Below are 23,196 nucleotides of genomic sequence, written 5' to 3'. Positions count from 1 at the left end.
TATGAATAAGAATAGTAAAATTTATATAGCTGGACATAAAGGTCTTGTAGGTTCAGCTATATTAAAAAATCTAATTTCTAAAGGATATACAAATTTAGTATATAGAACACATACAGAATTGGATTTAATAAATCAAAAAGATGTAGAAGTATTTTTTCAAACTGAAAAACCAGAATATGTGATACTTGCTGCTGCAAAAGTAGGTGGAATTGTTGCAAATAATACTTATAGAGCAGATTTTATCTATGAAAACCTACAAGTTCAAAATAATGTAATACATCAATCTTTCGTAAATAAAGTGAAAAAGCTACTTTTTTTAGGAAGTACATGTATTTATCCAAAAAATGCTCCACAGCCTATGAGTGAGGATAGTTTACTAACTTCCGAATTAGAATATACTAATGAACCATATGCTATTTCAAAAATAGCTGGTATAAAGATGTGTGAGAGTTATAATTTACAATATGGTACAAATTTTATATCTGTAATGCCTACAAATCTTTATGGACCAAATGATAACTTTGATTTAGAGAAGTCTCATGTACTTCCAGCACTTATAAGAAAAATTCACCTTGCAAAACTTTTAAGTGAAGGTAAATTTGAAGAAGTCTTAAAAGATTTAAAATTAAAATCAATTGATGAAGCAAAAGAATATTTAACTAATTTTGGTGTAAATAAAAATAAAGTAGAGATATGGGGAACTGGAACTCCAAGAAGAGAGTTTATGTATTCTGAAGATATGGCTGATGCTTGTCTTTTTTTATTAGAAAATAAAGATTTTGTGGATCTAAAATCCTATACCCCTGTTGCTAAAGCAAAAATGGGGTGTAAAGATATTTATAATACTAATGATAAAGAGATAAAAAACACACACATAAACATAGGAACAGGTATGGATATATCAATAAAAGAACTCGCCGAACTTATTAAAAATATCATAGGATTTAATGGTCAACTCATATTTAATACACTAAAGCCAGATGGTACTATGTTAAAGTTAACTGATACCTCTAAACTCCATACTTTGGGTTGGAAACATAAAGTAGAATTGAAAAAAGGTATTGAAAAAGTTTATAATTGGTATTTGGAAAAACATGAAAAATGAATAAAATTAATTTTATCCCTTATAGCAAACAAAATATTTCAAATGAAGATATAGAAGCTGTGGTTGTTGCATTAAAGAGTGATTATTTAACAACTGGGCCAAAAATAAAAGAGTTTGAAGAGGCTCTTTGTAAATATATTGGCGCTAAATATTGTGTGGCAGTATCAAATGGAATTGCTGCTTTACATTTGGCCTCACTTGTACTTTTAAACGAAAAAGATAAAGTTCTTACAACTGTAAACTCTTTTTTAGCCACATCAAATTCAATTCTTTATGTTAATGCAAAAACAATCTTTGTGGATATTTGTGAAGATGGAAATATTGATTTGAACCTTTGTGAAGAAAAGTTAAAGAAAGACTCTTCAATAAAAGCGATTTATGTGGTACATTTTTCAGGGCTTAGTGTTAATCAAAAAAAATTAAAAGAGTTAAAAGAGAAATATGGTATTAAGATTTTAGAAGATTGTGCCCACTCGATTGGGGCAGTTAATGATGGGATAAAAGCTGGTTCTTGCAAAAATAGTGATATCTCAACTTTTTCTTTTCATCCTGTCAAAGGTTTTACTACAGGTGAGGGTGGAGCGATAACTACAAACTCAAAAGAGCTTTATGAGAAGCTTTTAGTTTTAAGAAATCATGGCATGAAAGCAAATAGTGAAGTTGCACCTTGGCATTATGATATGACCCAGTTGGGATTTAATTATAGACTTACAGATATAGCTTGTGCTTTGGGTATCTCACAATTAAAAAGACTTGATGAGTTTTTAAATAAAAGACGAGTAATGGCAAAAAGATATTGTGAGCTTTTTGAAAAATATGATTTTGTAAAACCTATATATGATTTTATTAACGAATCTGCTTATCATCTTTTTGTAGTGTATATTGACTTTGATAGATTTGATACTGATAAAAATGAGTTTGTGACTAAAATGAGAGAAAAAAGTATAGGCTTGCAATTTCATTATATTCCTATTAATAAACAACCATATTATAAAAACTTGGGATATGGAGAAGAAAATACTCCTATTATGGATAAATACTATAAAGAAGCTATTTCTTTACCTCTTTATCCTGCTTTGACAAATAAAGAACAAGATTATGTAATCACATCAATGTTAGAGGTGCTAGGTGTCTAAATGTGTTTGTATAATACCTGCTCGTGGAGGAAGTAAAAGAATTCCTAAAAAAAATATAAAAGATTTTTTTGGAAAACCTCTTATTTCATATACTATTGAAACTGCTTTAAAATCAAAACTATTTGACAAAGTTGTAGTTTCAACAGATGATGAAACTATTGCTAAGGTTGCCAAAGCGTATGGGGCTGAGGTTCCTTTTTTAAGACCAGTTGAACTAAGTGATGATTTTACTGGAACAGGTGCTGTAATATCACATGCCTTATCTTTTTTACAAAATCAGGGTGAAAAGTACGATTATGTTTGCAGTATCTATGCAACAGCACCACTACTTCAAGTAAAGTATATACAAAAGGGCTTAGAGAGACTTCAAAATAGTGATGCTGTTAATTCCTTTAGTGCAACTTCTATGCCTTTTCCAATTCAGAGAACTTTTAAAATCAAAAATGATAGATGTGAGATGTTTTGGCCTGAAAACTTTTCTAAACGAAGTCAAGATTTAGAAGAAGCTTATCAAGATGCAGGACAATTTTATTGGAAAAATTTACATAAACAATCTAGTGATGTGATGTTTGGAAAAGATACTATTCCTATTATTCTCCCTCGGTATTTAGTTCAAGATATTGATACTTTGGAAGATTGGGAGAGAGCAGAAGTTTTATATGAAGTTCTAAAAAGACAAAAGAAAATATCATGAAAAATATTTTAGTTAGAGCTGACTCTTCATCTAAAATTGGTATTGGGCATATTATGCGGGATTTGGCTTTAGTAGAGCGCTATTTTAACTCAAATATAACTTTTGCCTGTCAAGAGTTAGAGGGAAATATAAATAGTAAAATCTTAGATGCAGGCTATGAGTTAAAAATATTAAATTCAAATGATGTAGAAGAGTTAGATGATTTAATAAAAAGCTTGAATATAGATTTTCTAATCATTGACCACTATGGAATAGATTATGGCTATGAAGAGCAAATCAAAAATCAAAATCCTAGTTTGAAAGTTTTAGTTTTTGATGATACTTATGAAAAACACTATTGTGATATTTTGTTAAATCACAACATTTATGCCCAAGAAAAAAAATATAAAGATTTAGTGCCATCTTTTTGTGAGTTAAGATGTGGTGAAAAATATACTTTAATACGAGAAGAGTTTAAGTACTATAAGCATCTAAGAAGAAATAAATCAAAAAGCAAAAAAATATTAATAGCCTTTGGTGGAAGTGATTTTGATAATATTTCTCTAAAAGTTTTGAAAAGTCTAAAAAAGAAAAAAGATATAAAAATCTATCTTTTAACAACTAATGCAAATAAAAATATAAAGAGCCTAAAAGAGTTTATAAAAGATTATGAGAATATAAAACTAATAATAAATAGTAAAAATGTAGCTAAACTAATCCATAAAATAGACCTAGCAATAGTAAGTCCAAGTACAATACTACATGAAATAATATATTTAAATAAAGAGTTTATAGCCATACAAACAGCTTCAAATCAAAAGTTTATGATGAAGTATCTAAAAAAGAACAGACATGCTTGTATGAAAAGATTTTCAAAAAAAGAGTTTTTAAAAAAGTTTGAGGCAAAGATATGAATAAAATAGTATTAAAAGATTATCTTTTTTTATCAAATGAAGAGCATAAAGACCTTTTAGATATAAGGAATAAAGATTATATTAGAGATGTATCTTTAGATATAGGTGTTATAGAACTTATAAATCATATAAGTTTTGTGAAGGGTTTAAAAAATAGTGATAAAAAGTTTTTTGCCATAATTTTTGAAGATAAAATTATAGGTGGAGTAAATATTTTTAATATAAAAGAAGATATTAAATGGGGAATTTTCTTTTTGGAAGAGGCAAATATTATGATTAAATCTTTTGTTCCAATCTATTTTTTAGAGTATATTTTTAAAACTTTTCAAAAAGAAGAGATATTTTTAGATGTTAAGAAAGAGAATATCAATACAATATCTTATGACAAAAACTTAGGCTTTAAAATTTTCAAAGAAGATGATAAAATAATATCTATGAAGATGAGCAATCTAGAGTTTGAAAATGCTAAAGAGAAACCATTTTTAAAAAGAGTGATGAAACAGTTTAAAAAGTTTGATTTTGAAATAATTTCTTATGATGGAGTTGAAGTTTGAAAATAGGGAAGTTTGATTTTACTAGAGATAAAACATACATAGTAGCTGAACTTAGTGCAAATCATAATGGCTCTTTACAAACTGCTCTTGATACAATAAAAGCAGCAAAAGAAGCTGGAGCTGATGCTATTAAAATCCAAACCTATAGAGCCGATACCATAACTTTGGATTGTAAAAAAGATGATTTTATGATAGATGGTGGAACTTTATGGGATGGAAAGAGCCTTTACGAACTTTATGAAGAAGCTTTCACTCCTTGGGAGTGGCATGAAGAACTTTTTTCTTATGCTAGAAGCCTTGATATTGATATTTTTTCATCTCCCTTTGATAAAAGTGCAGTTGATTTTTTAGAGCAGTTTAATCCAAGTGCTTACAAAATAGCCTCTTTTGAAATCACTGATTATGAACTTGTAGAGTACGTAGCATCTAAAATGAAACCAATTATTATAAGTACAGGAATAGCTACCTATGAAGAGATAGAAGATGTAGTTAATATCTGTAAAAGAGTTGGAAATAAAGAGATAATACTTTTAAAATGTACAAGTGCCTACCCAGCACCAATGGAATTGGCAAATCTAAAAATGATACCAGATATGGCTGAAACATTTGAAGTAATAAGTGGATTTTCAGATCATACTATTGGAAGTACTGCTCCCATAGCCGCTGTAACCCTTGGAGCTAGAGTTATAGAAAAACATTTTATCTTGGATAAATCTATTGGAGGACCTGATAGTGAGTTTTCAATGGATAAGCTTGCATTTACTAAAATGGTAAAAGATATAAGAGATACTGAAAAACTTCTTGGAAGAGTTGATTATAGACTTGATGAGAAAAGAGAATCTCAAAGAAGATTTTGTAGAAGTTTATATGTCTGTAAAGATATAAAAAAAGGCGAACTCTTCTCACAAGAGAATATAAAAAGTGTAAGACCAGGATACGGTAAACATCCTAAATATAAAAAAGATATAATAGGAACAACTGCTACAAAAGGTTATACTTTGGGCGATAGAGTAGAGTAGGAGAAGATATGATAGAGAAAATAGAAAAAATAATATGTGAAACTTTAGTTGAGTTAAATGAAGAATTAGAGAATGAAAACTTCGAAAATCCTACAAGTATGACAAAACTTTATGGAACTAATGGCATGGATTCATTAGCTTTAGTATCTTTTATAACTGACTTAGAAGAGCGAATTAGTGACGAGTTTGATAAAGATATTGTTTTAGCAGATGAAAAGGCAATGAGTGCTAAAACTTCTCCATTTAGAAGCGTTGAGAGTCTAACAACTTATATTAAATCACTTTTGGAAGAATAATGAGCCAAATTATAGTTATAACTGGAACATCAAAAGGAATAGGGCAAGCCCTAGCAAACTATTATTTGGAAAATGGTGAAATAGTAATAGGTTGTTCAAGGGGGGAGAGTTCTATAAAACATGAAAACTATAGACACTTTTCTTTAGAAGTAAATGATGAAAAAGCAGTTATAAAGATGGTTCGTGTTGTAAAAAAAGAGTTTGGTAAGATAGATATTTTATTAAACAATGCTGGAATGGCATCTATGAATCATATCCTTACTACATCTGTATCAAGTGTTGAAAAGATATTTGCTACAAACTTTTTAGGGACATTTATTTTTACTAGAGAAGTAGCAAAAGTGATGATGAAACAAAAGTATGGAAGAGTTGTAAACTATACAACAGTTGCAAGTGCTCTTAGACTTGAAGGAGAAGCTATCTACGCTGCAAGTAAAGCAGCTATAGAGAATTTCACCCAAACATCTGCAAAAGAGCTAGCACCTTTTAATATAACAGTAAATGCAATAGGACCAACCCCTGTTCAAACTGACTTAATAAAAGCAGTTCCAAAAGATAAGATAGATGAACTTTTGACAAAACAAGCCATAAAAAGATTTGGGCAATTTGATGATATAAAAAATGTGATTGATTTTTTTATTAGTAAAAAAAGTGATTTTATAACAGGGCAGATAATATATCTTGGTGGGGTTTCTAACTAATGAATTATTTATTTGATAAATTTTCTATATTTAAAGGGCTAGATGCCATTATAATTGAAGGTAAGAGTTACTCTTATGAAAATTTATTAGAAAAAATCCTTGAGTATAGAAAAATATTAGAAGATAAAATAGAAACATCAAGTGTTGTTGCTATTTTGGGTGATTATTCCTTTGAAAATATAGCTTTGTTTTTTGCTTTATATGATAATAAAAATATAATAGTACCCATAACTACAACTTTAGAAAAACTGCAAAATGAATATATGGAAGAGTCATTTTGTGAATATAGTATTAAAATTGATGGTGAAATAAAAATAGATAAATTAGCTGTAAATAGTTCCCCTGAGATGATAAAAACTCTAAAAAATAATAAAAACTCTGGACTAGTACTTTTCTCAAGTGGAAGTACAGGTAAACCAAAAGCAATGATACACAATCTTGATAATCTAATAGAGACTTACAAGGATAAAAGAGCAAAAGCTATGAATATGCTAGTTTTCCTTATGTTTGACCACATAGGTGGATTAAATACACTTTTTAATGCACTTTCAATGGGAGCTTGCCTAATCATCCCAAAAAATAGAGATGCTAAAACAATTTGTGAGCTTATCCAAGATTATAAAATCATGGTATTACCCTCTAGTCCTACATTTTTAAATCTTATTTTAATCTCAGGGGAATATTTAAACTATAATTTACGAACTCTTCGAATGATAACCTATGGAACTGAAACTATGCCAGAATCACTTTTGATAAAACTAAAAGAGATATTTCCAAGGGTAAAATTTCTACAAACATTTGGTACAAGTGAGACAGGAATTAGTACTACAAGTTCCAAATCATCTGATTCTTTGTATATGAAAATAGAAGATGAAAACCAAGAGTACAAAATAGTAGATGGAGAGCTTTGGCTAAGAAGTAAAACTCAAGTTTTAGGATACTTAAATGCTATCATGGACTCTTTTACAAGCGATGGTTGGTTTAAAACTGGAGATTTGGTTGAAGAGATAGAAGATGGGTATCTAAAAATTATAGGTCGTGGAAAAGAAGTCATCAATGTAGGTGGAGAAAAAGTTCTACCTGCTGAGGTAGAATCAGTTGTTTTATCTATGGATGAAATAGAAGATTGTATGGTCTATAGTGAACAAAATGCAATCACAGGACAAACAGTTGTTTGTGATGTAGTTTGTTCAAAAGAACTTGATAAAAAAGAGTTGAAAAAGTTAGTTCGGGCTTTTTGTAAAGGAAAGTTAAATAATTATAAAATACCTACAAAAGTAAATCTTGTAGAGAGAACTAATTTTTCTGATAGATTTAAAAAAATAAGAAGAAAGTAAATTATATGAAAATCGTAATTTTTGGTACAGGAATAGCAGGTAGAGCTATCTATAGACAATTAAGAGAAAAATATGAGATTGTAAAATTTATAGATAATAATTCTGCTTTACATGGAACAAAGTTTAATGATATTGAGATTTGTAGTGTCGAAGATATAAATAATATAGAGTTTGACAAAATTGCTATTAGCGGTGTATGGATTGATAGTATGCAAGAACAACTTGAAAATCTAAATATTAAAAAAGATAAGATATGGATTATAGAAGATAATACTCTTAGTTTTTCTACAAATAATAGAGTTGAAAATACAGATGATATTATAAGAGAATTTGCAAAAGAGATGCAAGAAAATAATATTTCATATTGTATTGAAGGTTCTTCATTATTGTGTTTATTGAGGGGACAAAATCTTTCTGATGTACCAGATGTTGATATTCTAATAAAATCTCAAAATGATTTGGAAAAGATATGGAATATAATTAATTCAAACAAAATATTAAGTAAAAATAAACTTATAAAAGTGATATATAAAGAAGATAGGGTACTAACCAAAAAAGATGAAATTGATAAAATAATCATAAAATCAAATTCAAATCCTGCAGAGACAGAACCAACAGTTGTAGATATAAATTTAGCTGTAGATATAGGTAAATATTATGTAATGGACTATGAAGCTGATTATTATTTATATTTTAATAAAGAATTTGTAGATGGTGAGAACTATTTTGATTATAAAGATATGAAACTTCTTATACCAAATAATGAAGAAGCATATGTAACATTATTGTATGGTAAAAATTGGAAAATTCCTGCTAAAAAGTGGTCATATAAAGATTATGGCAATTTATTAAAGGAAGAAGAATTGATAGAATTTATGGAAAATCAAAAATGAAAAAACAATATATTTTTACTCCAGGTCCTGTACCTATGTCAAAAGAAATTTTAAAAATTGGGAAAGAACAAGTTCCTTATTTTAGGAATGATTATTTTTCAAATATTTTGTTAGAATCAAAAAGACTTCTATTAAAGCTTGCGAATGCTCCTGAAAATAGTGATGTGGTATTTATAACATCATCTGGAACAGGTGCTATGGAAGCTACAGTAATGAATCTTTTAAATGAAAATGATGAAGCAATAATTGTAAATGGTGGAGGATTTGGTCAAAGATTTGTAGATATTTGTGATGTACATAATATTAAAAATCTTAATTATATAATTAATAAAAATGATGAGATTGATTTTGAAAATATTGAAGTGAAAAATAAAACCTCTTTTATAATAAATGCCCATGAAACAACAATTGGAAGATTTTATAATCTAAAAAAAGTTGGAAAATTTTGCAAAAAGAATAATTTGGTGAATATTGTTGATGCAATTAGTAGTTTTGTTTGTGATGATATAGATATGCAAAGACAAAATATAGATGCATTGATAATAAGCTCAAATAAAGGACTTGCCTTACCTCCTGGATTGGCCATGATAATATTGAGTCCAAGAGCTTTGAGTAGAATTCAAAATATAAATAATGTATATTTTAACTTCAAGAATTATTTAGAAGATATAAAAAGAGGACAAACTCCATTTACACCAGCAATATCAATAATAAAACAATTGCACTTTAGGTTAAAAGAGCTTGATAATGAAGGTATTGAAAAAGTTATAAATAGAACTTCCAACCTAGCAAAATATTTCAGAAAAAAGATTTCTAAGTTTCCTTTTGAATTTTATGTTAATGAGATGCCAAATGCAATGACTGCAATAACTCCTAGTGATGGTAAAAGTGCTTATGATATAGTTTTGTTTTTTGAAAAGAATTATAATATTATTTTAACTCCAAGTGGAGGTGATCTAAAAGACAAAGTTATAAGAATATCTCACATGGGAAATATGGATAAAAAATACTTAGATGTATTATTTAAATATTTGAAAAAATATTACAAAAAGGGTTAACTTGAAAGCACTTATTATGGCAGCTGGAATTGGAAGTAGAATATCTAGACATTTAAATGGTCAACCTAAATGTTGTGTAAAAGTTGGTGGAATAGAACTTATAAAATATACTTTTGAATTATTGTTAAAAAAAGGTATTACTGATATAGCAATAGTTACTGGATATAATGAGCACTTTATATTAGATGCAATAAAAGAATTTCCATATAAACATTATCAAAACCCATTTTATGATGTTACAAACTCCATAGCTTCAACATGGTTTGCACAAGACTTTTTAAATGAAGAAGATGATTTATTGATTATGAATGGTGATGTTTTTATTGAAGAAAAAGTGCTAGATATACTATTTGAAGAAAAAAACTCCCCTCTATTTTTATCTGATAGTTCAAGAATAGAAGATGCAGATTATAAGTTTTCTTGGGAAAATAATAAACTGACTAATTATGGGAAAGAACTTACGCTAGAAGAAACAACTGGAGAATATGTAGGAATTGCAAAAGTAAATAAAGATGATATCTTATTTATGAAGAATAGATTGAATAAACTTATAAATAAGCAAAAACATGTTTATTGGTGGGAAGATATTTTTTATCGCTCAATAGATGAAAAAATTGTTTTTATAAAAGATATAAATGGTACATTTTGGGCAGAAGTTGATTATATTGAAGATTATGAGAGAATTAAAGAATATTTGAAGGCTAAGGGAAATCATGGATAAACTAAATGAAGAGTTAATAGATGCTAGAAAACGACTTTATGCTATTGAAGAAGAGAAAAAGAAATTAGAAGAAGAGTATAGTTTTTTACAAGATAAAATACACTACTATTTTGATAGTTCAATTGATACAAGTGATACTGAAAAATTTATTATTAATGATTTTTGGTCTAATGCATACAAAAAATATAAAGATGGTGGATATATCACAAATGATGAATATATTTCAAAAGTACGATTTGATTATGAAACACAATTATTAAATAAAATCATAGAAGAAGAGTGTAAAAATAAAAAGATAGCTTTAGATATAGGTTGTGGAAATGGAAGATATACCCGTGAGTTCTCAAATAAGTTTGAACTTATAGTTGGACTTGATTTATCTACTAAACAAATTGATGAAAATAAAAAAGAGAATAACAATCACAAAATTGAGTATATAAATGATGATTTTATGACAATGGATAATTCTACCTTACAAAAATTTGATTTTATTTTTGTGGGTGATATTTTTATGTATACAAATGAAAAAAGTGTAGATAAGGTATTTAATAATTTACTTAAACTCTTAAATAATAATGGAATTTTAATAGTTCGTGAAAGTACGAGAATAATTGGTTTTGAGGATTATAAGTCAAAAAACTATGTTGCTTATTATAGAAATAGAGAATTTTATAAAGAAGGTATTTTTAGTCAATATTTTAAAAAGTGTTATAGAAATTATGCTTATAATTTATATCATTTAACTAAATATTTTAATTTATTTGAAAACCAAAAAGAAATTATTGAAACTAACCCTTTTATGCTAGAAGAAGTTGTAGAAAACTCTGTTGATAGGTTTTTAAAGTCAAGTCATTTTTATTTGTATAGAAAGTAGAATAATTTATGAATAAAGAGTTTTTCAAAGATAAAAAATGTTTTATTTATCCTTTTTCCAATAGTACAAAGATTCTAGAAAATCATTTAACCCAAATTCCTCTAAACTTTTTAGGATATGTTGATAAAAATTTAGACGGAGAAAATATATATAAAGTTGAAGATATAGTACTAAAAGAGTTTGATTTTATCTTTATTTATTCTCCTAACCATGAAAGAGAAATTTATAACGAAATTACAAAATATATCTCTAAAGAAAAAATAATCTGTGTTCGTTTTGATGAAATTAAAAATGATTACATCTTTTTAAATGATAAAGAGCCTTTAGCTGAAAAATTCTCCTATAAAAATCAGCTAATGGATTACTTTGTTGAAAAACAAAAGAATTATATACTTTCTAAAGATGTAGTTTTATTAATTGGGATTGATTTTATAGATTTAAATATTAAGTATTTATATTTATACTTAAAAAAATATTCAAATTTTAAAGTTTATTTAGCAACGAATAATAAAAGAGATATCCAAATTTTTAAAGAACATGATATTGATGTTATTGATTATGATACAAAAGAGTTTATTGACCTAGTTTTTGAAGCAAGCATAAAGATTATAGATCACAATCCAGTGGACAAATTATTAGTAGAGTGTTTAAAAATAGGTAAAAGTGTACAATTATGGCATGGAATAACAATAGAAACTTTAGGGGTATTGACTAATTATAAAGTTCTAAAATATGATATTGTTCTTTCAACTTCTCCTTTTGTAAGTGAGTATTCTTTTAGTAAGATATATGACTATAAAAAAATAATACATTGTGGATATCCACGAAATGATGTCTTACATAATGATGGCATTGAACATATTAATGTTGATATAAATTTATTAAATGAGATGAAAAATGATAGTTATAAGTATATAGTATATATGCCAACTCATAGACCTTTAGGTTTTAAAAGTAATCCTCTTGACTATGAAAAATTGAATCAATTTGCAAAAGATAATGAATTAAAAATAATCATCAAGATGCACCCTTTTGTTGCACAAAAGATTAGAGATGACCTTAGTTCTTATCAAAATAAAAATATATATTTATCAAATTTAATTATTCATGAATCACATATGGATATTTATCCTCTTTTAAAGTATTCGGATATGTTGATTTCTGATTATTCTTCTGTATATTTCGATTATTTGTATGTGAATAAACCTATTGTATTTTTTTGTTATGATTATGAAGAGTGGGTAAATGCAGAGCAAGGGGTAATCTTGGATTATTTCAGTCATTCACCTGGAGATAAGTGTTATATGTTTGAAGATTTATTAGATAAAGTATTGGTAAATTTAGAAAATGATAATTATAAAGAAGATAGAAAATTAATATTTGAAAAAATGTTTGAAAATAAAAATCAAAAGGCTTCAAGCCTCTTACATGAAGAAATAAAGAAGTTACTATGATGATTCAAAATACAGAGAAATTAATACAAAATATAAAAAAACATGATGGAATAATAGTTTTTTGTGGAGCATCACTTAGAACAAAGTTTTTGATTGAGAACTATGAACTTTTTTCAAATATTGACTATATTTTTGATAATAATAAAAAAGAAGAATCTTTTTTATCTATTCCTATTATTGATTTTTTAGAACTTCAGAAACTAAAGAATGCTTTAATCATTATTTGTGGAAATCATTCTTTTGAGATTTATAAACAGTTAAGTAATTTAAAAAATAAATTATTAATTGAATCTAGACAAATATCAAGATTCTTTCCAAAAGATTTTTTCTTTGAAGTTGAAACACCAGATTTTCAAGCTAAAAATGGCAAAGATTCTAGTCATGCTTTTTTACCTTTATTATTAGAAGAATTGTTAAAGTTTAATCAGAAAATCATAACAGTTCCAACAGAACACAATGATGAAAATTATTTTAGAAAAAGACAGATAAAAGAAAATTCTTTGCTTTTTAGTTATCATAGTTTTGGGAAAAATGATCCTAATAAAATTCATTTTAAAGAGGGGTATTTTTTCGATATAATAAATATTGATAACATGGGTTATAGTGGTTGGAGCTCTTTGTGTTGTGATAAAAATGAACTAAATGAAATAGAAAAAGTAGATATTAATAAAGCACAAAAAGATTTTTTATTTTATAAAGAAAAGTATATTGATAAAAATTTGAGTAAATATATTCAACCTCATTTAAAAGAAGAAAAATTACCTGATAATTTTATTTTTATTCCTTTACAAGTTTTTGATGATAGTGTGATGAAAAAAGCATATTTTGAACCTATTATTTGGATAAAAAGAGTTGTTGAGCTATTAAATAAAAAGAATATTAGTATAGTAATAAAAAGACATCCTCGATGCTTTTTAAAAGAAGTAGATAGTCTCATAAATGAGTTTAAAAAGAATAATAATATAACTATTTATGAAGGTTCAATACATATTGCCATAAAAAAATCAATGGCAGTGTATACAATCAATTCAGGAGTTGGGTTTGAATCATTATTTCATCTTAAACCAGTAGTTACATTTGGAGAAGTTGATTATCAAAGTGCTACTTTTAATATAAAAGACTTTAAAGATTTAGAAGATAATTTAATACCAAAATTAACAAATAAAAACATAGAATATATTAAAAAGTTTATATCATATTTTATGGAAAGAAAAAATATCAACATAACAGATAAAGAAAATATTAGTTATTTTGTAGATAACTTTGTAATGGCATATTTGGACAAAAGATTAAAGGAAATTTATGGATAAAAATATATATGTTGGGTGTAAAGAAGATAGAAAAGAAGGTTTCTTTCATTGCGATGTTAAAAAATTTGAACATATTGATTATGTTTGTAGTCCTTGGGAATTATCAACATACTTAATGGAAGTTAATTTTATATATTCAATAAATTTACTTCAATACTTAACGAATTATGAAGCAGATAGAGTACTAAGAGATTGGTTTAAAATATTAAAAACAAATGGGAAAATAGAGTTTATTGTGCCAAATATGGATTATTATTGTAACTTATGGCTTAGCGCTGAATGGAATGAAGAGAGCCTTAAAAATAAGTTATCTGATGCTAAGAGTAGTTTTGTTGGATTTTGGGGAGAACAAAATAAATGTGATCCTTGGCAAAGTGATTACAGTACTTCTTATGAAGATATTCATAAATCAGGTTACAATGAAAAAAGAATAAAACTTCTTTTAGAAAGAATAGGTTTTGTAAATATTAGTGTGCAAATAGAAGATGAAAAAGAGTTAATTGTTAAAGCAAATAAACCAAAGTATAGTGGAGAAAGGCAAGTTGGAACAACACTTGAACAAATAAGAAAAGATCATTTAAATAGGTATCTTTTTGCTTCAAAATATATTACAAAGCAAAATTCTATAGTAGTAGATGGTGCTTGTGGTGTGGGATATGGTTCTTATGTATTAGCCCAGAATTCAAATACAAAGATAGTTCAAAGTCTAGATATTTCTCAAGATGCTATTTCTCATGCTAAAGAGCATTTTAATGACGAAAAAATAGAGTTTAAAATCGTAAATTTAGAGAATGATGAATTAGAAGTTCAAAAGGCAGATTATTTTATTTCTTTTGAAACAATAGAACATCTTCCTTCACCTGAAAAATATATTGAAAAGATTGCTAAAAGTATTAAAGATGATGGTTTGTTCATTGGTTCAACACCAAATGAAACTATTATGCCATTTATTCAACAAAATTTTTTATTTCACACAAGACATTTTACAGTAAAAGAAATCGATGATATTTTGAAAAAATACGGATTTAATAATATTCAGTATTTTCAACAAAAAAGAGAAGAACCTTCTAGTATTGAAGAAATAGATGATGGTCATTATATAATATTTGTTGCAAAGAAATAGTTTAAATGTTCAAGCATAAATATTTTTATCAAAATAGCAAATTAGAAAAAGAATATTTAGAATATTTAGAAAGTCCTCAAATAATGTTAGTGTCTTTTGATATTTTTGAAACTTTAGTTTTTCGGAAAGTATCAAAGCCACATGATATCTTTTTAAAAGTAGGTAAAAATAAATTTGTTAAAAAAATATTTAAATCAAAATATTTATTTAAAGAATATAGAGTTAAAGCAGAGCGATTAGCTAGAGAATTAAGAAAAACATGCCAAGACGATATTACATTGAAAGATATTTATAAGCAATTACCTATAACTGAAAAGCAACAAAATATTATTATGAATATTGAATTATCAGTTGAAAACAAAAATTTATATATTAATAGACAAATAGAGGAATGGATATATTTAGCTCATAAGTATAATAAAAAGATTATATTGATATCTGATATATATTTATCAAATGAACACATAGATAAATTAGTATTATCTAAGCTTAAGAATAAAAATATTATTTCAGATATATTTATTTCTAGTGAATATAAAGTAGCAAAATTTAGTGGTAAATTATTTCATTTAATAAATGAAAAACTTGAATATACCTTTAATGAACAACTTCATATTGGTGATAATAATAATTCAGATATTATTGTTCCTCAAAAGATGGGAATTAATACTATATATTATAATTTAAATAATTATGCCTTAGAAATGCAATCTTTTGAGTATAAATATTTAAATAATAAGTTTCCAAAATATAATAATTTAAGAGTCTTATCTTGTATACTTAATCCTTATTTTGATGAAAAAAGTACTTTCTTTTACACTTTAGGATCTATGATATATGGACCTATCTTATGGTATTTCTCAAATTGGATTTTAGATATTTATAAAAAGTATAATTTAGAACAGATAAATTTTGTTATGAGAGAAGGGCAAATATTTGGAAAATGCTTAACCTTATTAAATCCTAATATTGATATTAATTTAATATATGCCTCTCGTCATTCAACATATCTTGCCTGTTTGGATATTGATGAATTACTAAACGAAGATGATAATACTTTTATAAATAATTATCTTTATCAATCTATATGTGTAGAAGATTTTTATAAGCTTTTAAAGATAAATATTACAAATGATATTATTTATAAGCACAAAAATTTATTCGTTGGAGATACAAAGTTAATACAAGTAAATAATATTAGTTTATTAAAAATAATATATGATGATATTAAACTAAATGAGTTGTTAATTAAAAGAAATATTGAACATGAAAGAATGCTAATATCAAAATATATTGAAGATTTAGGAGTAAAACATAATTCAATAATAATTGATTTTGGATCAACAGGTACAGTCTTAAAGCGTCTAGAAAATATATGCAGAGTCTCTAAATTGAATGGGTTATTTTATATGAGTGAACAAGGATTAGATAATGCAATTAAAAAGATTACATTAAGCTTTTTTCACAATGAGGAAGATAATACAAAGAATATAAAATCTTTATATCGTTCACCAGCAGCAACTGAAGTATTATTTAATGGTTTAGAAGACACCACAATTGGTTATGAAGAAATACAAAATATTGTTAAAGCTATTACAAAACCTACGGAACAGGTACCTTCTAAAATAATTGAATCATTTAATTATGGAATAGAAGTATTTTTTGAGATGGCTAAACTGTATAAATTAGAAGAAAATAAATATAAGAGTGAAGAGTTAATTAAGTTATTATCTAGAGTAATTGAGTTACCTACTATAGATGAAGCTAATTTTTTAGGAAATCTTACTTTTGACATTGGTGCTGGACGTAATGTAAAAGTAAAGAAAATAGTTGATTTAGAAGAACAAGACAAATATTATAAAGATAATTTATATATAAATCATTTGAATTATTTTAACTATAAGAAAGAATATTTTGAATGGGTCGAAGGTTTTATCACTCAAATTAATCAATATGAGATTTCCTTACATAAAGGGATATTTGACTTAAGAGACACAAATATTGCTATTACAAATTTAGTAAATACATTAAAGAATAATAATATAGAAGAAATATATATTTTTGGAACGGGAGATTTTTTTAAGAAGTTACTCCCTAAATTAGATGATAATAATGTAAAAGTTCTAGGGTTGATTGATTCAAAAGCTATTTCTGGTACATATAGAGTCGATAAATTTATAGTTGATACTCTTGAAAATACGATAGTAAATAATTCGAATATCTTAATTGCAAGTGGAGCTTTTATTGACCCAATACATGAATATATTAGTGAATGTTGTCACTCACATGACATAAGTGTAAATATTATTGATTGCATAAATGGAATTGTTAAAGTATAGTTATTATTTTATTTGAAGGAACTCCTTCTAAAAGTAAAGCTTGCTTTACTTCTTCCTCTCGACCTAAAAGAGAAATGATGATCCAATCATAATTGTACTTTGGAATATCAGAAATTATAATAGTTTGTACATCTTGTTCCTTTTCTAAATTGTTATCTATGACTCCTATAACTTTATTTTTATAGTGAGAATATAATAATTTTCCAAAAAGACCATATCCATATATCAATACATTATTTTTTTTAGATAAGATACTTTCTACATTTGATAATAGCTTACTTAAGTTATGTGGGAAGTTTGATTTTTGATAATTATTATTTAAATCTTCAAAAGCATTAACTATACCTAACTCTTTAGTGTACTTTTTTATGTCTGGATGTAAGTTTATTAATGAATTTGTGCCTTCTGCTATATATTTAATCATATTGTTTGTATGAAGACCTCCTACTAAGAAGTTTGATATTATTATATTAGGTAAGTATTTGAATTTATAACCTTTTATATATAGTTTAATAAAAAAATCTAAGTCAGATGCTAAAAAATAATCTGTTCTAAAAGGAAATTTTTCTAAAAGGGATCTTCTTACAAAAACACTTTGATGAATAAATGGCATTTCAGGTTTTAATAACTTTTCTAAATTAGTAGCTTTTGCAGTTCTAATAATCGTCCCACTATTATCAATGATATTACTATCAGAGTATAGGATGTCTTCATTATATGTATTTGAAAAAATATTTTTTATTGTACTTTTTGAAGAAAATACATCTCCTGCATTCATAAAGTTAATCCATTCTCCAGTAGCAATATTAATTGCTTTATTCATAGCATCATAAATACCTTTATCTGGTTTACTTACCCAATATGTTATGTCTTTTTCATATTTTCTAATAATATTTATAGTTCCATCCGTGCTTGCACCATCAATTATAATATATTCTATTTTTTCATATTCTTGACTCAATACACTTATTATTGTTTTTTCCAAGTATTTTTTTGCGTTGTAAGTAACAGTTATAATTGAAATAGTAGGATATAACATATTATTCATCATCTTCAAATGTAAGTATTTTATTTTCTGGTATATTAAATAATGTTGTCAAATGTCTAATAACAGGTCTTTTTCTCCCCAGTAAACTAACTAAAACTTTATCATATTCTAAATTATTTAAAATTTGGGCACTATAAACTTCTTCTTTTTCTATTTCTTTTTCAACTTTTTCAGATGTTGAATCAATGAATGTTATTACCTGTTCATTTAAAAGACTAAAGATTGTTTTTCCCATACTTCCTTTTCCAAAAATTACATACTTTTCACCATTGTTTTTTAATGCCATAATTTTTTCAAAAAGTAATCCATAATCTCTTGAAAACTCTTTTAATTTTATGCTATCTAATGTCTTACAATAAAGAGTACATATACTTTTGTTTTTTTCAGGGATTAAATCATCGTGATTGGTAAAGAAATCAATCATAGATTTTTTTAATTCGTGAATTTGTAAGCCCATGTTATAACTATTTGATATCCTTCCATGTTCATGTTGAATATATTTACAAAAATCACCTGGTGTATATTCCCATTTATCATAAAGAGTAAAATATCTAAATAAAAAATCCATATCTTGTTGTCTTTGTAATTGTTTATTCCAAATTAAACTTTTTGGAATACTTTCCTTTCTCATTAAAGTAGTCATAATAAATGGACTTTTAAAATTAATTATATTTTCATGTAAGTTACCATTATTGTAAACAATTTCTTCTTTGTCTTCATGGACAAAAGTAAAATCACATATTGCAAATGGTGCATTAGAATTTTCTAGTGCTTGAACTTGTTTTTCTATTTTAATTGGATCCATTAAATCATCAGAATCCATAAACATTATATAGTCCCCAGATGCAACTTTGAGACCATGATTTCTTGCAACGCAGGCACCTGCATTATTTTGATAAAAATATTTTAATCTTGAGTCTGAAAAGTTATTTAATATTTCTTTCGTATGATCTTTAGAACCATCATCTATAACTATTAGCTCTATATTAGAATATGTCTGTTCAAATACATTAGTTATTGTTTTGGCAATAAGAGTACTTCTATTGTATGATGGCATTATTATGCTCACTTTTTTTTGATTCAATATTATCCTTTTAATAAACTATTTTTTACAAAAATAAATTTCACCTGCAGCTGATGTAATACCCATAAGTTTAATTTCATCATTACTTAGAAAATCTTTAGGGTAAATTATATCTACATCAAATCCTGCTTTTTTTAACCTATCAGGATAATCACAACCATAATTTCTTACATGGTCAGGATGCCCATATATTTTTAATCTTTCTTCTTTATCAACTATTGTAAAATCTTCAAATGTTTCAGTCTCTACCATTATTGGTACTAAAAGTATTGCCTATCCTTCTTGTGATAAAACTCTATATAGTTCTTTCATAGCCATTATATCGTCTTCGATATGTTCTAAAACATGACTACAATATATATAATCAAAACTGTTATTAGGATAATTAATATCTGTAATATCCATTTGCACCATAGCTTTAGGATCACAAATATCAGAAGATAGATAATTCTTTCCTAATTGCTTTTGAAAAAGGTTTTGAAAAATAGCTTCAGGTGCAACATGTAGCATTTTTTTATTTATATCTTTTAAAAATCCTGTTTTCTCTTTTATATATAACCAGATTAGTCTATGACGTTCAAGAGAACCACACTTAGGACATCTCGCGTTTTTTCTTGGTATAAATCCAAATTCTTCAAATTCTTCTGAATGTGTTTTACAAATGGGACAGAATCTTTTCATGTAACTCCTTTATGTTAGTTCTAAAGTACTAATAATTTTAGAATTAGGGATATGTGATTTAATTCCATCAATAATACTTGGTATGTGAGATTTGTTTAAAACAGTTATAAATACAGTATAACTTTCATTGTTATTAATAGTTGAAAGTTCTGAGATTTTAATTTTATCTATTATATAACCTTTTTTATTTTTATCTATTATTTCAATAATATTTTTGTTTAATTTGAAATTTTGGTATAACCTATTTCCTAATTCTCCAAAACCATATATTATGATTTTAGTTTCAGGTGGAAGTAATTGGATTTCTTTTAATAAAAAATTATACGCAATATTTTCAATATTTTTTTTAGCCAATGGGTAATATTTAAAATTATGTATAGGAAAAGATTTTTTGAAAATAAGTTTTTTTAAACCATTTATAGACTTTTCAGTAGAGAAATTAGTTGATATTTTTTCTCTGCCTTTTTGTCCCATCTTTTTTCTTAATTTTTTATCTTTTGCTAACAATACCATTTTTTCTGACATATTATTGATATCATTCTCTTGTACTAGAAAGCCGGTAATACCATCTTCTATGCATTCAGGAATACCCGCATGATAAGTAGAAATAACAGGAAGTGCATAAGAAGATGCTTCTAGTAGAATATTTGGCATACCTTCCATATCACCTGTCTCAGGATCAATAATAGAATGTTGGATATAGCAAGAAGAAGACATGACTTTTTCTTGTACATATAAATGATCTTGACTACCATGGAGAGTTACTGATTCATTTAAATCATGCTTTTTTATGTATTCTTTGATTTTTTTCATATAGCCATTACCACCATCATCACCTATAATGTCTAATGTAATATTTGGTACTTTTTTTAAAGTTCTTGAAAATGCTTCCAATGTTACTAAAGGCGCTTTTTTATTTACTAATCTTCCAATGAAAATAAATTTACAAACTTCATCTTCAACATTTTTTGATGTTTCATTTGGGATATCAACGCCATAATTATTTATTAAAATTTTATTTTTTTCAAATCCTGAAGAAATCAGTCTATTTTTCATATCTTTAGAACCAACTATTATATTGTTTATGTTTCTTTGCATCCACATATAATAATCGATAGACTCTTTTTTTCTTAACATCATAGAAGCATCATACCCATGAAAACATACAAAGATAGGAAGATGGAGTAATCTACTATTTAATTCTACAAGTGAAGAGCCAATATTTCCAAACTCTATTAGAATATGAGTGATATTATTTTTCTCAAAAAAGTTTATAACTTTAGATTCTTCTTCTTTATTAAATTTATAGAAGTTAGATTTTGAGGTTACCTGTAATATATTTTTATTATTAGATTTACTACTTGTTAGTATATATGTATTATCTGGACATATTAGATTAATATGTTTTTTTATAAAAGTTTCTGTTATAGCATTCAGGTTATGGGTAAATATAGCTAAGTTCTTTCCTACGATAACTTTCCTTTTATCTTTAAAAGCTGTACCTATAATTCCTGTAATCATATTATTTGTTGTAAAATTATTATCAGGAGCATCAGTTTCTATTAAATTTTGATATAAAGAGAAGTATTTTTCTTTAAGTTCTTCTTTTTTTTCATTTGTTTTTTGGCTTCTATTTATCCACAAACCTATCATTTGAGCTAAAGAAGCATCCCATCCACCAGTAGGTTCAAGTTGAATCATATTAAAATTTGCTTTTCTAAATATTCTTTCCAAAGAATAAGGTGTATATCTGTATTCATCAAAAGGTGCATCATGAAGGGGCCAGAGATATGGAATTGTGAAAAAGATCATTCCTCCAGGTTTTAACACCCTATTTATTTCAGTAATAACATTTTGTAAATTAGGTATATGTTCAAAAACTTCTGTTGCCATAATGGTATCAATACTATTATCTTCCAAGGGAAGATTTACTCCATCCCAAAACAAATCAGGTTTTTTATCTTTATGATAATTTGGGTGTTCAATATCTATTCCAATATATTCTTCTATTGCTGAATTAGATGAAATATATTTCCGATAATGCATATCTCCGCATCCTAAATCTAAAAATTTACCATGAAAATTATATAGATTTTCGTCTATTGCATTTTTTATTGATCTTCTAATATAAAATATATCCATATTGTCTTTCGTTAGTTGTATATCCAAAAAATTATCCAATGTTTTTCCTATAGTTTATAATATCTTGAGATAAGATTATTTACATATTTCTCATCAAAGTTTATGTCTAGTTTTTTTTTTAAAGAATCCATTTCTGGTGTTTCTATATTATAACTATCTCCTTTATTTATAAATGAGTAAATAGCTTTTTTATTTAAGATATGTTCAATATGTAAAACTAAATCCAATATAGGGGTTTTAATTGGGGATGATATATTAATTATTTTATTATTATATTCTTTTTTATAAATTAAATAACTACAGATTTTGACTACATCAGAGATTCCTATTAAATGTCTTGTAGCATTTTCCCATATTTCAAATGGCTCTTTATTTTTTATTTTATGTATTAGAAAACCAATAATTTGATATTTGTTATTATTTCCAACAATCTCTGGTAATCTAAAAATAATAAAATTGAAAGAAAGCTCTTTTATTAACTCTTCCATGTGCAACTTATGTTTACAATATAGTTGCGTAGATAATTCTTTATCATAAATACTTGTAGTACTGAAATATATAATTTTTTTATCTTTATTGTTTAGAATAGCATTTTTAAGTAAATTTGCTTCTCTATCATATTGTAAGATATCTATTTCTTTGGAGTTAGATACTCCTGATGCAAAAATTAATATTTTTTGATCTTCTTTGAAATTTGAAAAAGAGTTTGCAATCAATCCATTACCTATTATCAT

General features: G+C 26.1%; 23 protein-coding genes. 17 read left to right on the top strand and 6 right to left on the bottom strand.

The window, feature by feature from the left end; genetic code table 11:
- Position 1 precedes the first annotated feature (1 nt).
- Genes ACNI3D_RS15895 through ACNI3D_RS15815 form a run of 17 tightly spaced genes read left to right on the top strand, consistent with a single transcriptional unit; the run spans position 2 to position 17,507 of the window.
- Positions 2 to 1,105, top strand: a complete 1,104-nt coding sequence (locus tag ACNI3D_RS15895) for a GDP-L-fucose synthase family protein (RefSeq protein WP_419769004.1) — start codon at positions 2 to 4, stop codon at positions 1,103 to 1,105.
- Entirely contained in the window at positions 1,102 to 2,241 is a 1,140-nt protein-coding gene (gene pseC, locus ACNI3D_RS15890; RefSeq protein ID WP_419767668.1) for a UDP-4-amino-4,6-dideoxy-N-acetyl-beta-L-altrosamine transaminase, read from the top strand. The genes ACNI3D_RS15895 and pseC overlap by 4 nt, the downstream gene beginning before the upstream one ends.
- Positions 2,234 to 2,935, top strand: a complete 702-nt coding sequence (gene pseF / locus ACNI3D_RS15885) for a pseudaminic acid cytidylyltransferase (RefSeq protein WP_419767667.1) — start codon at positions 2,234 to 2,236, stop codon at positions 2,933 to 2,935. The genes pseC and pseF overlap by 8 nt, the downstream gene beginning before the upstream one ends.
- Positions 2,932 to 3,828: a UDP-2,4-diacetamido-2,4,6-trideoxy-beta-L-altropyranose hydrolase gene (gene pseG / locus ACNI3D_RS15880; RefSeq protein WP_419767666.1), complete on the top strand. Its 897-nt coding sequence runs from the start codon at positions 2,932 to 2,934 to the stop codon at positions 3,826 to 3,828. Before pseF ends, pseG begins: the two co-directional genes overlap by 4 nt.
- The gene (locus ACNI3D_RS15875; RefSeq protein WP_419767665.1) at positions 3,825 to 4,382 is read left to right on the top strand and encodes a hypothetical protein; all 558 of its coding nucleotides are present in this window, start codon (positions 3,825 to 3,827) and stop codon (positions 4,380 to 4,382) included. Before pseG ends, ACNI3D_RS15875 begins: the two co-directional genes overlap by 4 nt.
- A complete protein-coding gene (gene pseI, locus ACNI3D_RS15870; RefSeq protein WP_419767664.1) occupies positions 4,379 to 5,401 on the top strand; it encodes a pseudaminic acid synthase in 1,023 nt (340 codons plus the stop codon). The genes ACNI3D_RS15875 and pseI overlap by 4 nt, the downstream gene beginning before the upstream one ends.
- A gap of 8 nt (positions 5,402 to 5,409) precedes the next feature.
- Positions 5,410 to 5,697 (top strand): hypothetical protein, encoded by a 288-nt coding sequence (locus tag ACNI3D_RS15865; RefSeq protein WP_419767663.1) that lies wholly within the window; start codon positions 5,410 to 5,412, stop codon positions 5,695 to 5,697.
- Positions 5,697 to 6,398: an SDR family NAD(P)-dependent oxidoreductase gene (locus ACNI3D_RS15860; RefSeq protein ID WP_419767662.1), complete on the top strand. Its 702-nt coding sequence runs from the start codon at positions 5,697 to 5,699 to the stop codon at positions 6,396 to 6,398. Before ACNI3D_RS15865 ends, ACNI3D_RS15860 begins: the two co-directional genes overlap by 1 nt.
- Positions 6,398 to 7,735 carry an ANL family adenylate-forming protein gene (locus tag ACNI3D_RS15855; RefSeq protein ID WP_419767661.1) on the top strand — a complete coding sequence of 446 codons (1,338 nt, stop codon included), beginning with the start codon at positions 6,398 to 6,400 and terminating at the stop codon, positions 7,733 to 7,735. The genes ACNI3D_RS15860 and ACNI3D_RS15855 overlap by 1 nt, the downstream gene beginning before the upstream one ends.
- 5 nt (positions 7,736 to 7,740) lie before the next feature.
- Complete coding sequence (locus ACNI3D_RS15850; protein ID WP_419767660.1) at positions 7,741 to 8,628, top strand: nucleoside-diphosphate sugar epimerase/dehydratase; 888 nt, start codon at positions 7,741 to 7,743, stop codon at positions 8,626 to 8,628.
- Entirely contained in the window at positions 8,625 to 9,686 is a 1,062-nt protein-coding gene (locus tag ACNI3D_RS15845; protein ID WP_419767659.1) for a pyridoxal-phosphate-dependent aminotransferase family protein, read from the top strand. Before ACNI3D_RS15850 ends, ACNI3D_RS15845 begins: the two co-directional genes overlap by 4 nt.
- A 1-nt stretch (position 9,687) precedes the next feature.
- A complete protein-coding gene (locus tag ACNI3D_RS15840; protein WP_419767658.1) occupies positions 9,688 to 10,407 on the top strand; it encodes a phosphocholine cytidylyltransferase family protein in 720 nt (239 codons plus the stop codon).
- Positions 10,400 to 11,281, top strand: coding sequence for a class I SAM-dependent methyltransferase (locus tag ACNI3D_RS15835; protein WP_419767657.1), 882 nt, complete (start codon positions 10,400 to 10,402; stop codon positions 11,279 to 11,281). The genes ACNI3D_RS15840 and ACNI3D_RS15835 overlap by 8 nt, the downstream gene beginning before the upstream one ends.
- Positions 11,282 to 11,289: 8 nt before the next feature.
- Positions 11,290 to 12,735: a CDP-glycerol glycerophosphotransferase family protein gene (locus tag ACNI3D_RS15830; protein WP_419767656.1), complete on the top strand. Its 1,446-nt coding sequence runs from the start codon at positions 11,290 to 11,292 to the stop codon at positions 12,733 to 12,735.
- The gene (locus tag ACNI3D_RS15825) at positions 12,732 to 14,045 is read left to right on the top strand and encodes a capsular polysaccharide export protein, LipB/KpsS family (protein WP_419767655.1); all 1,314 of its coding nucleotides are present in this window, start codon (positions 12,732 to 12,734) and stop codon (positions 14,043 to 14,045) included. Before ACNI3D_RS15830 ends, ACNI3D_RS15825 begins: the two co-directional genes overlap by 4 nt.
- The gene (locus ACNI3D_RS15820) at positions 14,038 to 15,168 is read left to right on the top strand and encodes a methyltransferase domain-containing protein (RefSeq protein ID WP_419767654.1); all 1,131 of its coding nucleotides are present in this window, start codon (positions 14,038 to 14,040) and stop codon (positions 15,166 to 15,168) included. The genes ACNI3D_RS15825 and ACNI3D_RS15820 overlap by 8 nt, the downstream gene beginning before the upstream one ends.
- 5 nt (positions 15,169 to 15,173) lie before the next feature.
- Positions 15,174 to 17,507 (top strand): hypothetical protein, encoded by a 2,334-nt coding sequence (locus tag ACNI3D_RS15815; RefSeq protein WP_419767653.1) that lies wholly within the window; start codon positions 15,174 to 15,176, stop codon positions 17,505 to 17,507.
- Here the strand turns inward: ACNI3D_RS15815 and ACNI3D_RS15810 are convergent.
- Genes ACNI3D_RS15810 through ACNI3D_RS15785 form a run of 6 tightly spaced genes read right to left on the bottom strand, consistent with a single transcriptional unit; the run spans position 17,497 to position 23,196 of the window.
- Positions 17,497 to 18,555, bottom strand: coding sequence for a glycosyltransferase family 2 protein (locus ACNI3D_RS15810; protein ID WP_419767652.1), 1,059 nt, complete (start codon positions 18,553 to 18,555; stop codon positions 17,497 to 17,499). The two genes, ACNI3D_RS15815 and ACNI3D_RS15810, sit on opposite strands and share 11 nt — an antisense overlap.
- The gene (locus ACNI3D_RS15805; RefSeq protein ID WP_419767651.1) at positions 18,548 to 19,639 is read right to left on the bottom strand and encodes a glycosyltransferase family 2 protein; all 1,092 of its coding nucleotides are present in this window, start codon (positions 19,637 to 19,639) and stop codon (positions 18,548 to 18,550) included. Before ACNI3D_RS15805 ends, ACNI3D_RS15810 begins: the two co-directional genes overlap by 8 nt.
- An 18-nt stretch (positions 19,640 to 19,657) precedes the next feature.
- Positions 19,658 to 19,891 (bottom strand): hypothetical protein, encoded by a 234-nt coding sequence (locus ACNI3D_RS15800; RefSeq protein WP_419767650.1) that lies wholly within the window; start codon positions 19,889 to 19,891, stop codon positions 19,658 to 19,660.
- Between the two features lie 21 nt (positions 19,892 to 19,912).
- Positions 19,913 to 20,320, bottom strand: a complete 408-nt coding sequence (locus ACNI3D_RS15795) for a class I SAM-dependent methyltransferase (RefSeq protein ID WP_419767649.1) — start codon at positions 20,318 to 20,320, stop codon at positions 19,913 to 19,915.
- 9 nt (positions 20,321 to 20,329) lie between these two features.
- On the bottom strand, positions 20,330 to 22,501 hold the full coding sequence (locus ACNI3D_RS15790; protein ID WP_419767648.1) for a glycosyltransferase: 2,172 nt from the start codon (positions 22,499 to 22,501) through the stop codon (positions 20,330 to 20,332).
- An 8-nt stretch (positions 22,502 to 22,509) separates the two neighbouring features.
- The gene (locus ACNI3D_RS15785) at positions 22,510 to 23,196 is read right to left on the bottom strand and encodes an NAD-dependent epimerase/dehydratase family protein (RefSeq protein WP_419767647.1); all 687 of its coding nucleotides are present in this window, start codon (positions 23,194 to 23,196) and stop codon (positions 22,510 to 22,512) included.

The sequence above is a fragment of the Arcobacter siniprincipis (SeqCode) genome (assembly GCF_048571125.1).
Taxonomy (GTDB): domain Bacteria; phylum Campylobacterota; class Campylobacteria; order Campylobacterales; family Arcobacteraceae; genus Arcobacter; species Arcobacter siniprincipis.
Note: the sequence above shows the minus strand (reverse complement) of the source record. Positions and strands in the feature narration are given on the sequence as shown.